The organism is Fodinicurvata sediminis DSM 21159 (assembly GCF_000420625.1).
GTDB lineage: Bacteria > Pseudomonadota > Alphaproteobacteria > Kiloniellales > DSM-21159 > Fodinicurvata > Fodinicurvata sediminis.
In genome coordinates this window covers 311,364-325,021 of record NZ_ATVH01000015.1, presented here as the reverse complement: position 1 = coordinate 325,021, position 13,658 = coordinate 311,364, and the positions used below count along the sequence as shown (strand labels likewise).

General features: G+C 60.8%; 11 protein-coding genes. All 11 read right to left on the bottom strand.

The genetic code is table 11. From position 1 onward, the window contains the following. Positions 1–15: 15 nt before the first annotated feature. On the bottom strand, positions 16–1,176 hold the full coding sequence (locus tag G502_RS0111940) for an enolase C-terminal domain-like protein (protein WP_081649784.1): 1,161 nt from the start codon (positions 1,174–1,176) through the stop codon (positions 16–18). Further along, positions 1,166–3,055, bottom strand: coding sequence for a TRAP transporter permease (locus G502_RS0111935; RefSeq protein WP_051152184.1), 1,890 nt, complete (start codon positions 3,053–3,055; stop codon positions 1,166–1,168). The genes G502_RS0111940 and G502_RS0111935 overlap by 11 nt, the downstream gene beginning before the upstream one ends. Positions 3,056–3,192: 137 nt before the next feature. Next, positions 3,193–4,161, bottom strand: a complete 969-nt coding sequence (locus tag G502_RS0111930) for a TAXI family TRAP transporter solute-binding subunit (protein WP_022728902.1) — start codon at positions 4,159–4,161, stop codon at positions 3,193–3,195. A gap of 149 nt (positions 4,162–4,310) precedes the next feature. After that, the gene (locus G502_RS19965; protein WP_022728901.1) at positions 4,311–5,063 is read right to left on the bottom strand and encodes an aspartate/glutamate racemase family protein; all 753 of its coding nucleotides are present in this window, start codon (positions 5,061–5,063) and stop codon (positions 4,311–4,313) included. Beyond that, positions 5,060–5,779 (bottom strand): GntR family transcriptional regulator, encoded by a 720-nt coding sequence (locus G502_RS0111920; protein WP_022728900.1) that lies wholly within the window; start codon positions 5,777–5,779, stop codon positions 5,060–5,062. Before G502_RS0111920 ends, G502_RS19965 begins: the two co-directional genes overlap by 4 nt. A 242-nt stretch (positions 5,780–6,021) precedes the next feature. Further along, a complete protein-coding gene (locus G502_RS22545) occupies positions 6,022–7,530 on the bottom strand; it encodes a zinc-binding dehydrogenase (protein ID WP_022728899.1) in 1,509 nt (502 codons plus the stop codon). Between the two features lie 40 nt (positions 7,531–7,570). Then, positions 7,571–8,011 (bottom strand): SRPBCC family protein, encoded by a 441-nt coding sequence (locus tag G502_RS0111910; protein ID WP_022728898.1) that lies wholly within the window; start codon positions 8,009–8,011, stop codon positions 7,571–7,573. Positions 8,012–8,034: 23 nt separating this feature from the next. Further along, positions 8,035–9,735 (bottom strand): flotillin family protein, encoded by a 1,701-nt coding sequence (locus G502_RS0111905; protein ID WP_022728897.1) that lies wholly within the window; start codon positions 9,733–9,735, stop codon positions 8,035–8,037. 60 nt (positions 9,736–9,795) lie between these two features. Then, positions 9,796–10,629, bottom strand: a complete 834-nt coding sequence (locus tag G502_RS0111900; RefSeq protein WP_022728896.1) for a phosphoenolpyruvate hydrolase family protein — start codon at positions 10,627–10,629, stop codon at positions 9,796–9,798. Beyond that, positions 10,616–12,871 (bottom strand): ABC transporter permease, encoded by a 2,256-nt coding sequence (locus G502_RS19960; protein ID WP_022728895.1) that lies wholly within the window; start codon positions 12,869–12,871, stop codon positions 10,616–10,618. Before G502_RS19960 ends, G502_RS0111900 begins: the two co-directional genes overlap by 14 nt. Next, entirely contained in the window at positions 12,864–13,649 is a 786-nt protein-coding gene (locus G502_RS0111890; protein WP_022728894.1) for an ABC transporter ATP-binding protein, read from the bottom strand. Before G502_RS0111890 ends, G502_RS19960 begins: the two co-directional genes overlap by 8 nt. Between the last annotated feature and the right edge of the window lie 9 nt (positions 13,650–13,658).

Sequence of the window (13,658 nt, the reverse complement as noted above, 5' to 3'; positions counted from 1 at the left end):
AGTCCCCTACCTGTTCTAATTAACGACACATGAAGCCAGGGCTTCGCCGCGCATGCGATCTTCATCTACATGAATGCCCAGCCCCGGACGATCGGGAACCTGAACGTAGCCATCCTTCACCCAGAACGGCTCCGACTGCAGATCGCGTTCAAGGTGATATGTTGAGTGGTAGAATTCACAGCCCAGATCAAACCCTTTGGTAGCACAGATCATATGTGCACCCGCAGCATGGGCAATGGCTGTCTCGAACATATCTCCGCCATAGGTGCTCAGTCCTGCCCCTTCCGCGGCCGCTGCAAGCTGGGCCCCGGCTCGTGGCCCGCCGCACTTCATGATCTTGATACTGATGGCATCCGCTGCACGAAGTCCCACCGTTCTGTGCAGATCAGACAGAGAGAAAACAGCCTCGTCCGCCAAGATCGGCGTTTTCAGATGATCACGTAGTTCCGCCAATTGCTCAAGGTAACGGCCCGCAAACGGCTGCTCGATAAAAGTGAAGCCGAAGCTGTCCAGGTCCACAAGCTTTCGGCGAGCATCAAAGCAAGGCAGCCCCTGGTTATAGTCGACACGGACAGAGGAATTCGCTCCAGCAGCATCGACCAACTGCTCAAGGCGGATGAGTTCGTCCTTGTGCTCCAGAAAACCGGTCTTGATCTTGAATATCCGTACGCCTTCGGAAAGCAGGCGTTGAACCAAATCAATGTCGGCTTCCACCTCAGGATCCGCCAAGGAGACGCTCAGGGGAAGTTGTCTGTTATAGCAGCCGCCCAGCGACATCCAGGCGGGCGCGCCTAACTGCTGGCCGGCAAGATCAAGTAGTGCGGAATCGATAGCTGCCTTGGCCTCGGGGTGCCCCACGAGCCTTCTGTCCATATCCGCGAGTAAACTGGGAGCTTCCATTGCATGCCCTCCCAGAATGGCAGGCAGAAGATAATGCTTCAGTGCGCTGAAATTTGCCTCAGCGGTTCCCGTAAAAACAGGCCACGGCGCAGCCTCTCCCCAACCTGTCGCACCGCAAGCTGCCTCAAGGCGAACGAAGACATTCCGGACACCTCCTGCGACATCTCCGGAGCCATGCCGACGTACACGCCGAACCGGGAGTTCGTGGACAAACACTTCCGCTTTGATAATTTCCGATACGTTGCCAACCGCCTCGTGCAAAACACTATCTGTCACTTTGTTCTCCGGAATATTTGCCTACCTTGCTGGCCGTACTTCTTTCCACAATCAGCGGCCCCCACCACAGCAACGCAAGCAACCCGCCTGCGGAGACAATGCGCAACAGAGGATCCACAGCCTCCAGCAGCGCTGTGACAACACCAGCGACGAACAACAGCGGTCGTGCCACGAACCATATCCGTCCATAGAGAAAGCCGGTGAAGGAGACGGCAACCAGTGTCAAAGCCAGTATATTGACCCCGAACTGAACGATGATCTCACCAAGTGGGGCCTTGAACAGCAGAGCCGGGGTATAGAGATAACTGAACCCTACAATGAAACCTGCCGTTGCCAGTCGGAAGGCTTGAGCTCCCGTCACGAGCGGGGGGGCCTTGGCAATCGAGGATGCCGCATAAGCGGCGATGGAGACTGGCGGAGTGGCATCAGCCAGAATAGCGAAGTAGAAAACAAACATGTGTGCCGCCAGTACGGGCACCCCGAACTCGGAGGTCAACAAGGGCGCGCCAATAGCTGAGGTAATCACATAGGCTGCCGTCGTCGGTAGTCCCATCCCGAGCATGATAGTCGTAACCATCAACAGGGCACCGGCAATGAGCAACATGCCGCCCGAGGCGGTCGCTATCATCTGCCCGATAGACATGACCAGGCCTGTGGCCGTCAGGCCTGCAATGATCATGCCCGCCCCCATACAGGCCATGGAGATGATCGTAATATTGCAGCCTGCCCTTACGAGGATTCCCGAAAGGGAGCGCAAGGTTGGACGCGTGTGGGCGCGCAGGAACGAGACACCAATTGTCGTCAGGATGGAATAAAGGGCCGACATATGCGGTGAATACCGCATCAGCAAACAGGCCAGCAACACGGCGATGGGGAACAGCAGGTGCAGGTCCTTCAAGATTGCCCGCCAGGTGGGTAGCTGGCTCTTGTCAAGCCGGCCCAGGCCGGCTTTGCGTGCTTCGAGGTGCACCGTGACCAACAGCATGAAGAAATACAGCAGCGCGCCGCCGACAGCGGCGGTAATGATCTCCACAAAAGGTATGCGCGTAATCTCGGCCATGACGAATGCACCGGCACCCATGATCGGCGGCATGATCTGCCCGCCGACACTGGCCGCGGTCTCCACGCCGCCAGCGAAGGAGGGGCGATAGCCGTAGCGTTTCATCATCGGGATGGTGAAAGCGCCCGTCGAGAAGACGTTCGCAGAAGATGAACCACTCATGGATCCGAAAAAGGCCGAGGTGATAATCGACACCTTGGCAGGACCACCGATCTGCCCTCCGGCCACGCGGGTGCCGAGGTTGTTGAACAGTCGACCAAGTCCGAGCCCTTCGACAAAGGCGCCAAAGGCCACGAAGATGGCCACAACAGTCGTGGCGACACCTGTAATGGTACCGAAGATCCCCATCCCATTGCGCACATACATCAACTCGATAATTTCCTCGAAGGGAAGCGATCGATAATTAAGGATGCCCGGCATGTATTCGGTCAGGAACAGATAGGTCACCACCAGAGTCACCAGCCCGGCAAGCACAGGGCTAACGGCACGGCGAATGGCTTCTATCGCCAGGACGCTCATGAGCGAGCCCATCACCAGCTCTTCGGTCAGAAGGGGGTCCACCCCTTCCAGGCGCATGTTGATGCGATGCGCCTCCATGTAGGAATAGATGTTCGGTAACAGGGCAAGAGAGGCCAAACCCCAGTCGACCCAGCTTGGCCGCGTCATCGGAGACTTTCCGATACGTGCAGGAAATACGAGAAATGCAAGCGGCAGGAAGAACAGAAGAAACAGGGATCGCTGGCTGCGCGGCTCCAGGTATCCGATCCAGGAGGTATAGAGCTGGAACAGTGTCGCTGCCGCCGCCCAGGCGGCAATCATTACCCCTGTCCGACCTGTCAGTTCACGCATTATCGACTACTCGCAAGACTTATTGCAGAACACTCCGGAGTGACCGGCAAGACCGCTCACTCGACAGGAAAGGAGCCGGCGACAGGACGTCGCCGGCTCCGGATTGGTCAAAGATAACCCTGCTCTTCGTAATAGCGTTTGGCGCCTTCATGCAGGGGAGCAGGAGGGTTCTGGCCTCCGGTTTCACAGCTGAAGACCTCCATGCTCTGATGGATGGAAGGCAGCTTGTCCTCGTTCTCGCAGATCGCCTTGGTAATGTTGTAGACTGTATCCTCGTCGACCTCGGAGTTGGTCATCAGGGTCGTGCCCATGAGCACGGTTGGAACTGCCCCATCCTGGATATCGGAATAGGTATCGCCCGGAACCTCGCCAACGGAGTACCCGTAAGTTTCCGAAAGGTGACTGGTCAAATCCTCAGGCCAGGCAACGAGTTCCGCATCCCGTGCCTGAGACATCTCCACGATGGCCGCTCCTGGAATTCCCAGGACATGAAAGGCGTAGTCCACCTGGCCATCACCGAACTGACTGGCACTGGCTGCATAGTCGACCAGATTGATCTTCCAGCCCCGCTCGTCCCTCAGGGTGTCGTAGTCCACCCCGTAGTAATCCATTACGTAGCGGAAGGTCTGTTCGTCCGAGGAACCGGCTTTCGTAACGGCAATGTTCACGTCCTCTCCCTCGCGAAAGAGCTCGTCGAAGGACTCATAGGGCGCATCCTCTGAACGGACCAGATGCAGATAGATATCCGAGAAGCTCATGCCAATCATGCGAAGGCTTTCGTGGGCCTCATCATAATTGTGTTTTCCCTCTGATGCGGCGAAAGTGAAAATATCCAGGCCGCTGCCCAACTGGCTTCTATTGCGTTCCACCAGGGTTGGGTTGGCCGTGCCCCCACCTGGGACCACGCTTATGCTGATATCTGGATATTCTTCCTGAATGAGCTGAGCCATGCCGGATGCCTGACTGTACCAGCCACCGCCCACTTGGCCGCTGGTCCATTCAAGTGACTGGGCCGAAGCTGTCGTTGCAAGGCAGACGGCACCAAGCAAGCCGCCACAAATCGTTAGAGTCTTCATACTGGACATCATCTTTCCCTCTTTGTTTGCCGATTGCCGTCTTAGGGTCTTCCTTCATGGTTTACGAACCGCATTTGAGGCATCGGGCCTTCCTGTGGTTGGAAACGGCATCCATCCGTTTCCAGCGAAGCTGACCGTTGTCCGGCCAGTCATTCTTGTTTGTCGTAGCGCACGCCCCATGGCTGTTCATAAACAGGTGGCCGCAGAGCTGCGTGGAACCAGTTAACAAAAGTCGTGATATCGAAAACAGCACGACCGGTATGACGGGCTATGTCCCGGGCATAAGGACACATATTCGTGCATTCCAGCAGGATCGTTGAAATCCTGGGATTGCGGGCGACCAGCCGATCCGCTGCGTCCAACAAATCCTGACGCGCGAGATCAACGTCCAGTTCCGCTTCATCATCCAGGATTACGCGAGAAAATTCCTTACCGGAATCTGTCCCCTCGACATCAATACCGGGTTCGATGCCGGCTGCATCCAGGTGTTCTTGCGTAAGGGTATTTGCCGATATAGTCAGAATTCCGACGTCCTGACCGGATGGCAGCATCTTCCGTATCATGGGCAACTGCATCAGGGACGAGGTGGCCACCGGGACCGGTACGGCCCTGGCCAGGTCCTCCTGGAAAAGCGTCAGAAAACCACAGTTAGTGGTAATGGCCTCGGCGCCGGTCTCAACCAATTCGCGGGCCGCTGCTATGAAACTGTCGCGTAATCCTTCGGCCTTATGGCGGACGACCCGATCCGGTGAAGCGCCTGGAACCACCTTGTAAAGCACAGGAAAATCCCAAGTGCGTGCGTTTCCTATATCACCCGGTATCCTCGGGAAACGCGATTCCAGCATCAGTATGCCGAGGGCAGCCCCGTAGATCCGCTTCCCGCCTATTGCAACAGTGGTCATCTTAACCCTTTATCCGAATGGTTCATGGCCTGTGTCACGTAGATGTAGGCATAGCCGCGCTTGAGCATCTCGACGATCTGGTCCATGCGCCGGGTGATGTGCTGACGCATGACCGCCTCGGCGGCTTCGGCCTCACCGTCCAGCAGGTGCTGTACCACCTGGCGGTGCTCGCCCTGGGTGACATCACGGCGCGTGTCGGTCATGTCCACCCAGCGCACGAAGTAGATGCGCGTGTTGATGCTCTTCAGGGTCTCCAGCATCTGCCGATTGCGGCTGAGCTCTGCCATCCACTCGTGGAACTTCATGTCCAGCGCCACCATGCGGTCCACATCCGTGGGGTCCGGCAGTTCCGCTGTCTCCAGCAGGAAGGCCTGGACCTCCTCCAGCTCCGGCTGGCTCGCCCGCTCGGCCACCCGTCGCACGATGCCGACTTCCAGCTCCTCGCGCAGCTCGTAGAGATCGAAGATCTCCTTGGCATCCAGTTCGCGGCAGGAGAAGCCCCGGTTCACCGAAAAGGTCAGTAGGTCCTCTGCCGTCAGGCGGTTCAGCGCCTCGCGCAGCGGTGTGCGGCTGACGTTCAGCTCCTTGGCCAGTTGAAGCTCGTTGATCCGCTCCCCAGGCCGAAGCGCAAAGGTCATCGCACGCTGGCGAATCTCGGTATACGCCCGCTCAACAGACGCGCCGCTCGTCGAGCGTGCCTCGCTATCCTTCGACATGGTCCTCAGTACGCAATAGTGTATGCAAAATATAATGAAAGCGTGACCACTGGCTTACGTACTGTCAAGCAAACAACATGAGTTCAGGGAATTATCGCTACAAACCACGAACAATACAAATATCAAGCCCAAAGCACTCCCAGAATGCAATGCAAATTGACTATACATTCGTCTTACAAGTCGAAGCATTCTGTATCATCATACGTCACCACTGACGCATCCGGCTCACCTCATACAACCTGTCACCCACCCAGCGTCAAGATCGTAGACCCCACGGTCTTGCGGGCTTCCAGCGCCTCATGCGCTTCGCCCACCTGTCTCAGGGGGAAGCGCTGGCCGATTTCGACTTTCAGATCGCCGTTGACCAGCAGCGGAAACAGGCGGTCCGTGCTGGCGCGGATTTCTTCCGGGGTCGAGGTATAGTGCCCGTAGTTCGGCCGGGACACACTGGCCGACTTGCTGGAATAGGAAGAGATATCGATGGGCGGCACACTGCCCGAAGCCTGTCCATAGCTGACGAGGTGTCCGCGGACAGCAAGTGCCTCGTAGGACCGCTCGAAGGTCGATACACCGACCCCGTCGTAGACCACGTCGACCCCGCGCCCCTCAGTCACGTCACGCACCGTTTTCAGAAAATCCTGCTGGGTGTAGATCACCGGATAGCTACACCCATAGCGCCGGGCCAACTGGGTCTTCTCCTCGGACCCCACTGTCCCGATGACAGTGGCGCCCAGGCGCCGCGCCCACTGGCAGAGATAGAGCCCAACCCCGCCAGCAGCCGCATGAACCAGGACGGTATCTCCCGCTTTCACTTGATGGACACGATGCAGCATGAACTCGGCCGTAACACCCTTCAGCATGGCGGCGGCGGCCGTCTCGTCATCGATCGCATCTGGCAGCAGCGCCAGCAGGCCGGCGTCCATCGTCCGCAATTCACAATAAGAGCCCGGCGGGGGACAGGCATAGGCAACCCGGTCGCCCGGTGCGAAGCCGTGCACGCCCGACCCCACGTCCAGGATGGTGCCCGCCGCTTCCATGCCGAGGATCCCGGGTGGCTCGACCAGCTTGTAATAGCCCGTGCGGCAGTAGACATCGATGTAGTTCACGCCAATGGCACTGTGGCGCAGACGTACCTGCCCCGGACCGGGTGCGGGCACCTCCACCTCGCGCCACTCCATGCGTTCCGGACCGCCGTGTGCGGTGAGCACCATGGCCCCGCCCCGCATGGCCTGGCCCGAGGTTACGGACGGAGCGGAAATCGCCGATGCGTGAGCCGTGCTGCTGGAGGAGGAGCTTCCTGAAGGCTTCTTTCGGCGGCCCGCCAGCCATTCCCGGATCGCCCCAAACCCCGCCTCGTAGATTTCCTCGCCGACCAGCCTCGACAGTTCCTCCGCACGCCCGGCCGGTGGATCGAAGCTGCACTCCCACTCCCAGAAGGTGCCATTGCCGTCCGTTACCGGTTTCAGGCGCACGGTCGAGACATAGTTGACCAGCGGCACCGGAGCTTCCAGAAGACAGTAGGTGAAGCTGTAGGTCTTGTCCGACAGGCTGAGAAGCTGTTCGCGGATACGCCCGCCGCTGGCGAGTGTGAAGTCGCGCACGCAGCCAACGACATCCGCGCTCAACGAGTCCTCGATCCGGCTTTGTCCGATGGCGGGATGCCAGCGGTCGTGCCCATTGAAGTCCCTAAGGATATCCCAGACGTGATCGATCGGTGCGTTCAGCACCGTGCTCTTGCGCACCCGAACCATGAGGTTCAGACCGCTCGCTTGTCTGCCTGAGGCATCGGCTTCACCGCCCGCCGAAGCGTTCTTTCAGGGCATCGAAGCCGCCCTGAAAGACACCTTGGCCGACCAGGTCGGCCAGTTCACGCTCGCGCTCGGGCGGGCAATCGAACTCTGCCGACCATTCCGCAAAACTGCGGTCGCCATCGGTCACGGGGGTCAGCTTCAGGCTTGCGACGTAATCCGTGACCCCCATGGGCGATTCCAGGATCGAATAGGTGCAGGAGAGATCGAAATCCGAGAGCGCCAGTAGGCACTCCCGGATCTTGCCTCCGTCCTTCAGCGAAAAGTTGCGCACACACCCAATCTTGTCCGAGGGATGGTTCTGCTCGATGCGGCTTTCGGCAATCGCCGGGTGCCAGTTCGGCAGGCCATTGAAATCCCGGATCACGGACCAGACCCGCTCGGCCGGCGCATCGATGACACTGGAAGTGTAGACCTTGACCATTTATCTGGCCCCTCCTTCCCGTTTCATCGCTTTTCCTTGTCCGACCCGTCGTCATCCTCCTCGTCGGTAACTCCACCGACCAGCTTGTGGATGTCACCGCCCTGCATGCCGATCTCCTTCAACAGGGAGTCGACCAGCGGTCCCTGGGCACGGTAACGCAGCGCAGAGTTGACCAGATTGTCCGGCAGACCGTTGTGGCCTTCGCCACCACCGCCGCTGCCCCCGGCACCTCCTGGGAAGCCGCCGAAGCCATCCAGTTGCAGGACCTTGATCCCTTCGATCTTTTCCATCGGCTTGACGCTCTCGCGGATGATGGCATCCATCCTGTCGATCAGGTGCATGCGCATCTGCGACTGGCGGGATTCCGGGGTCAGGACGTTCTGCGCCTCGTTCATCTGGCGCTTGCCCTCGGCCTCGGTCTCGTAGCGCAGCTTGGCGGCCAAGGCCCTGATCTTGTCGGCTTCGGCCTCGCCCTCGGCTGTCGTACGGGTGGCCTCGGCACGATCCGAAGAGGCCTGCTTTTCGGCTTCGGCTGCGGAGCGCAGGCGGATGCCTTCGCGTTCGGCCTCCTGGGCTGCCAGGACCAGCTCGATGGCCTTGCGGCGCTCGGCCTGTTCCTTCTCGCGGGCGGTAAAGACCTTCTCCTCGGCCTCCACTGCCTTGGCCCGGGCCAGTTCCGCGGCTGCCTGGGCCTCGGACTGGGCCTTGGACTTCTCGGCCAGCTCGATGGCCTTTTCCTGCTCGGCCAGTTCCAGCGCCTTGCGACGATCGATCTCCAGGCGCTGCGTTCCCTGCTCGCGGCTGATGCGCTCCTCGTCCAGTGCCCGATCACTGGCAATGCGCGCGCGCTCGATTTCCAAGCGCGAGGTGATCTGGGATTCCTCGGACTCGCGCTCGCGCTGGGCCCGCTCGCGGGACACTTCGGCCTGCTGCTCGGCCTTGCGGGACTCGATGTCACGCTGCTGCTCGAGGCGCGCATACTCGGTGTCCCGGTCGATCTGCAAGGAGTAGCGTTCGGTCTCCAGGTTCTTGTTGCGGATCTCGATCATCGTGTCCTGCTCGATGTCGTTCCGCAGCTTCTTGCGCCGCTCGATCTCCTCGGTCAGGCGCGTCAGACCCTCGGCATCAAAGGCGTTCGAGGGGTTGAAGTACTCCATGTTGGTCTGGTCCATGCCGGTCAGCGACAGGGCTTCCAGCTCCAGGCCACTGCGCTGCAGGTCTTCCGCCACGGCTGTCTTCACGCGCTTGACGTATTCGCCGCGCTTTTCGTGCAGTTCCTCCATGGTCATCTCTGCCGCCACCCAGCGCAGGGCATCGATGAACTTACCTTCGACCAGTTCCTTCAGGGCCTCCGGATTCATGGTCCGGCGTCCCAGGCTCTGGGCCGCGATGGCGATGGCCTCGCGCGTCGGCTGAACCCGTACATAGAATTCCGTCACCACATCCACACGCATGCGGTTCTTGGTGATCAGGGCACGGTCCTGGCCGCGTTTGATCTCCAGGCGCAGGGTGTTCATGTTGACCGGAATGACTTCATGAACGATCGGCAGGACGAAGGCTCCGCCGTCCTTGACCACCTTCTCGCCCCCCAGGCCGGTCCGCACGAATGCGGTTTCCTTGGTAGAGCGGCGATAGAGCCAGTTCAAAAGATAGACAACGCCCACGATAACCGCGACGAGGACGATAATCCCCAGGACGGTCCATCCAAGTGCTGCACCAGACATCTTCTTCCTCCCTTTCTGAACACCCTGGCGAAGCTCTGTGCCGGGCGTTCCGGACGCGCGTCAGGCGCGCCCGATAGACTTGAAATTACGCGTCTGTTCCGTAAGGGCCCCTTCGACCGGGAGCCTTTCCATCGAGGACGCGCCGTAGAAACCGTGACAGTTCTGACACTGGCTCAGGATGTAGCGGGCATCCTCGGGCATGGCGATCGGACCACCATGACAGAGCACCAGAACATCCTTGCGCACAGACAGCGCCGCCTCGGCCCAGGCATTGATACGCGGCACGCAGTCCTCCAGCGTCAGGGCCGTTTCCGCGCCGATGGACCCACCGGTCGTCAGGCCCAGGTGACAGACAATGATGTCCGCACCGGCCTCCGCCATGGCCTTGGCATCTTCCTCGCAAAAGACATAGGGCGTGGTCAGCAGGTCGAGCTCGCGCGCCTTGCGGACCACCTCGACCTCCAGGCCATAGCCCATGCCGGTCTCTTCCAGGTTCGCCCGGAAGGTCCCGTCGATCAGGCCGACGGTCGGGAAGTTCTGGATACCCGAAAAGCCGATATCCTTGACCTGGCGCAGGAAGTGCTCGGGGATCATGAAGGGATCCGTGCCGTTCACGCCTGCCAGGACTGGTGTGCTCTTCACCACCGGCAGGACTTCCGAGGCCATCTCCATGACGACCTCGTTGGCATTGCCATAGGCCATCAGGCCGGCCAGCGAGCCACGGCCGGCCATGCGATAGCGACCCGAGTTGTAGATCACGATCAGGTCGATCCCGCCGGCTTCCTCGCACTTGGCGGACAGGCCGGTCCCGGCCCCACCCCCGACGATCGGCTCGTTACGAGTGACCATGTCGCGGAACTTCTCCAGGATATCCCGGCGCTCAAACCTGGGCATGTACTGCCTCCTTATCCTTATGGGTTGCCGTTACCTCCCGGAAAGCCGCGACCAGGGCCTGGGCGAATTCCGGGTCGTTGATGTTGTGCGGCAGCTTGAACAGCTTGCGGTCCGCCGTCTGGCGCAGATTGCTCTCGATCGCCGAAAACAAGGCCTTGTCCGCTTCCGGATCCCAGAAGGCCTGTTTCGGAGCATCCAGCAGGGACACGCCGCCTTCGGGGATGAAGAAGCGCACCGGCCCCTCGCAGCGATTCAGTTTCTCGGCGATCCAGCGGCCCATTGCGGCATTTTCCTCTGCCGTGGTCCGCATCAATGTCACCTGCGGATTGTGCTTGTAGAGATTGCGGCCCCGGAAACGCTCGGGCACCGTGTCCATGGCCCCGAAGTTCACCATGTCCAGGGCGCCGCAGGATCCGACATAGGGAAGCTTGCTGCGGATGATGGAGTCCAGGCGCCCCTCGCCGGCGCTGAACACCCCGCCGACCATCAGATCGGCAATCTCCGTCGTGGAGATGTCCAGCACCCCGGCCAGCATACCGGAGTCCACCAGCTTCTCCATGGACTGTCCGCCGGTGCCCGTGGCGTGGAACACCAGGCAATCGAAGTCATCCTCCAGGATCTTCGAAGCGAGCTGCACGCAGGGGGTGGTTACCCCGAACATGGTCAGGCCTACGGCAGGCTTGGTGGAGCTCTGCTTGACGCGCCCGGCATGCGCCACCATGCCGGCAATGGCATGCGCCGCGTTGGACAGAACCTGCTCGGAAATTCGATTGATGCCCTGCACGTCAGTGACCGAGTACATCATGCAAATATCCGTGGCGCCCACGTAGCGCTGCACATTCCCCGAAGCGACGGTGGAGACCATCAGCTTCGGCACGCCTACAGGCAGCACCTGCATAGCCGGTGTGGCCAGTGCCGTTCCCCCGGACCCTCCGGCCGAGATCACACCTCCAACGTCCCGCTGGCGCGGCAGGAAATGACGGAAGGCTTCCGCCATGGCGGACACGGATTCGCCCCGGTCTCCGGAAAACACGGCCGAAACGCCGCCGGGGTGACAGCGTGCCACTTCCTGGGGACCGATATCCGCCGAGGAAGGCTTGCCGCTGGTGCTGAGATCCACCGTCCGGGTCCGCAGACCCAGGCGTTCCAGGCGGTTCTCGATGAAACGCAGTTCGCGGCCCTTCGTATCGAAGGTTCCCACGACATAGGCACAACGGTCTACAAGCTGCGCCACGGGCACCTGGATCTCGTCCGCCGGCGCCGAAACCGTTGTCTCTTCGCGGGAACGTTCCTCCGACGGCGACCGCCGACTCTCCTGCCAGCCCTCGGCGTCGGCCTGGGTCGTGCGGCCCCAGCGATTCGGGGCCCCCTGACTGACATAGGCAGGCGGCGGCTGATCTGCGGTGCCCTGTAGCCCGGAATCAGCGCGTCGCACACGGAAAACCTGGGGCGACTCTTCGGGTGTGTTTTCCTGGGCGGCGCCCTGGTCTTCGTCTTCGCTGTGGCGCCCCACGCCCAGCAGACGCTGCTGCAGGTCGCTATCAGCCGCCAGTTCGGTCGCCGGCAACTGCTTCACCAGGCGCCCGTTGACCATGATCGCAACCTGCTCGGCCACCTCGGTGGCCACGCCAAGGTTCTGTTCGATCAGCAGGACCGAAATCTCGCCCTCGGCGGCCAATTGCTTCAGCAGGGCCGAGAGTTGTTGCACGATGACCGGGGCCAGTCCCTCGGTCGGTTCATCCATGACCAGAAGGGTCGGGTTGGCCAGCAACGCACGTCCGATGGCCAGCATCTGCTGCTCGCCGCCCGACAGCTGAGCACCGCCGTTGCGGCGCCGTTCGGTCAGGCGCGGGAAGGTTTCATAGACTCGTTCGATGGTCCAGCTGCCCTTGCGGCCACTTCGTGCAGCCAGGCTCAGGTGCTCATCCACGGAGAGCGATGGCCATACACGACGTCCCTGGGGCACGTAACCGATGCCCCGCTCAACGATGGCATTCGGTGTCATGCCGCGCAGTTCGCGGCCTTTCAGCTGGATAGAGCCGCGCGTCGAAGGCGTCAGGCCCATGATGGCATTGCACAGCGTGGTCTTGCCCATGCCGTTGCGGCCCACAATACCCAGAACGCCATGATGCAGGTCGAAGGACACACCCTGCAGGGCATGGGCCTGGCCATAATAGACATGCAGATCGCGGACCGTCAGGACAGGCGACTGCCCGGTGCCGGCCTGTTGCGCATCAGTCATGCCCGCCTCCCAGGTAAATCTTCTGTACCTCCGGATCGCTCTCGATCTCGTCAGGTGTGCCTTCCTTGAAGACCGCACCGTTGTGCATGACCGTGCAGTACTCCACGACGCGCAGGGCAACATCCAGGTCGTGTTCGATGATGACGTAGCCGATATGCTTGGGCAGGGCGCGCAGGATATCCACCAACTCGCGCCGTTCAGCCGGGGAAAGCCCGGCAGCCGGTTCGTCGAACAGGATCATCCGCGGCGCTCCGGCCAGCGCCATGCCGATTTCCAGCTGTCGCTGCTGGCCATGAGCCAGCTCGGAGACCGGCGTCTTCTCAAGCCTGTCCAGATGGGCGGCATGCATCATCCTGTGCGCCGCCTCGATGGTCGCATCGTCGTCACCCGGCCGGCGCATGGAGAAACGCTTGCTGCCGACACCGCGTGCCGCGAGATAAAGATTGTCGAAAACCGTCAGCCCCTTGAACAGAAGGGAAGACTGGTAGGTCCGTCGCAGGCCGCGTCTTATGCGCTCCTGCGGCGGCATCGTGGTCACATCCTCGCCGAAAAGCCGGATCCGTCCGGCCGTTGGCGGGAAGTCCCCCGTGATGGCATTAAACAGTGTGGTCTTTCCGGCTCCGTTCGCGCCGAAGACGGCCCGCCGTTCTCCGGCCTGGACCTTCATCGTCACGTCGTTCAGTGCAACCAGGGCACCGAAGGTGCGGCTCACACCCTGGAGTTCCAGGGCATGAGCCGCCACCGTTTCGGTGAAACCGGCAGAGGCAACCGCACTCATTTGCGCAAG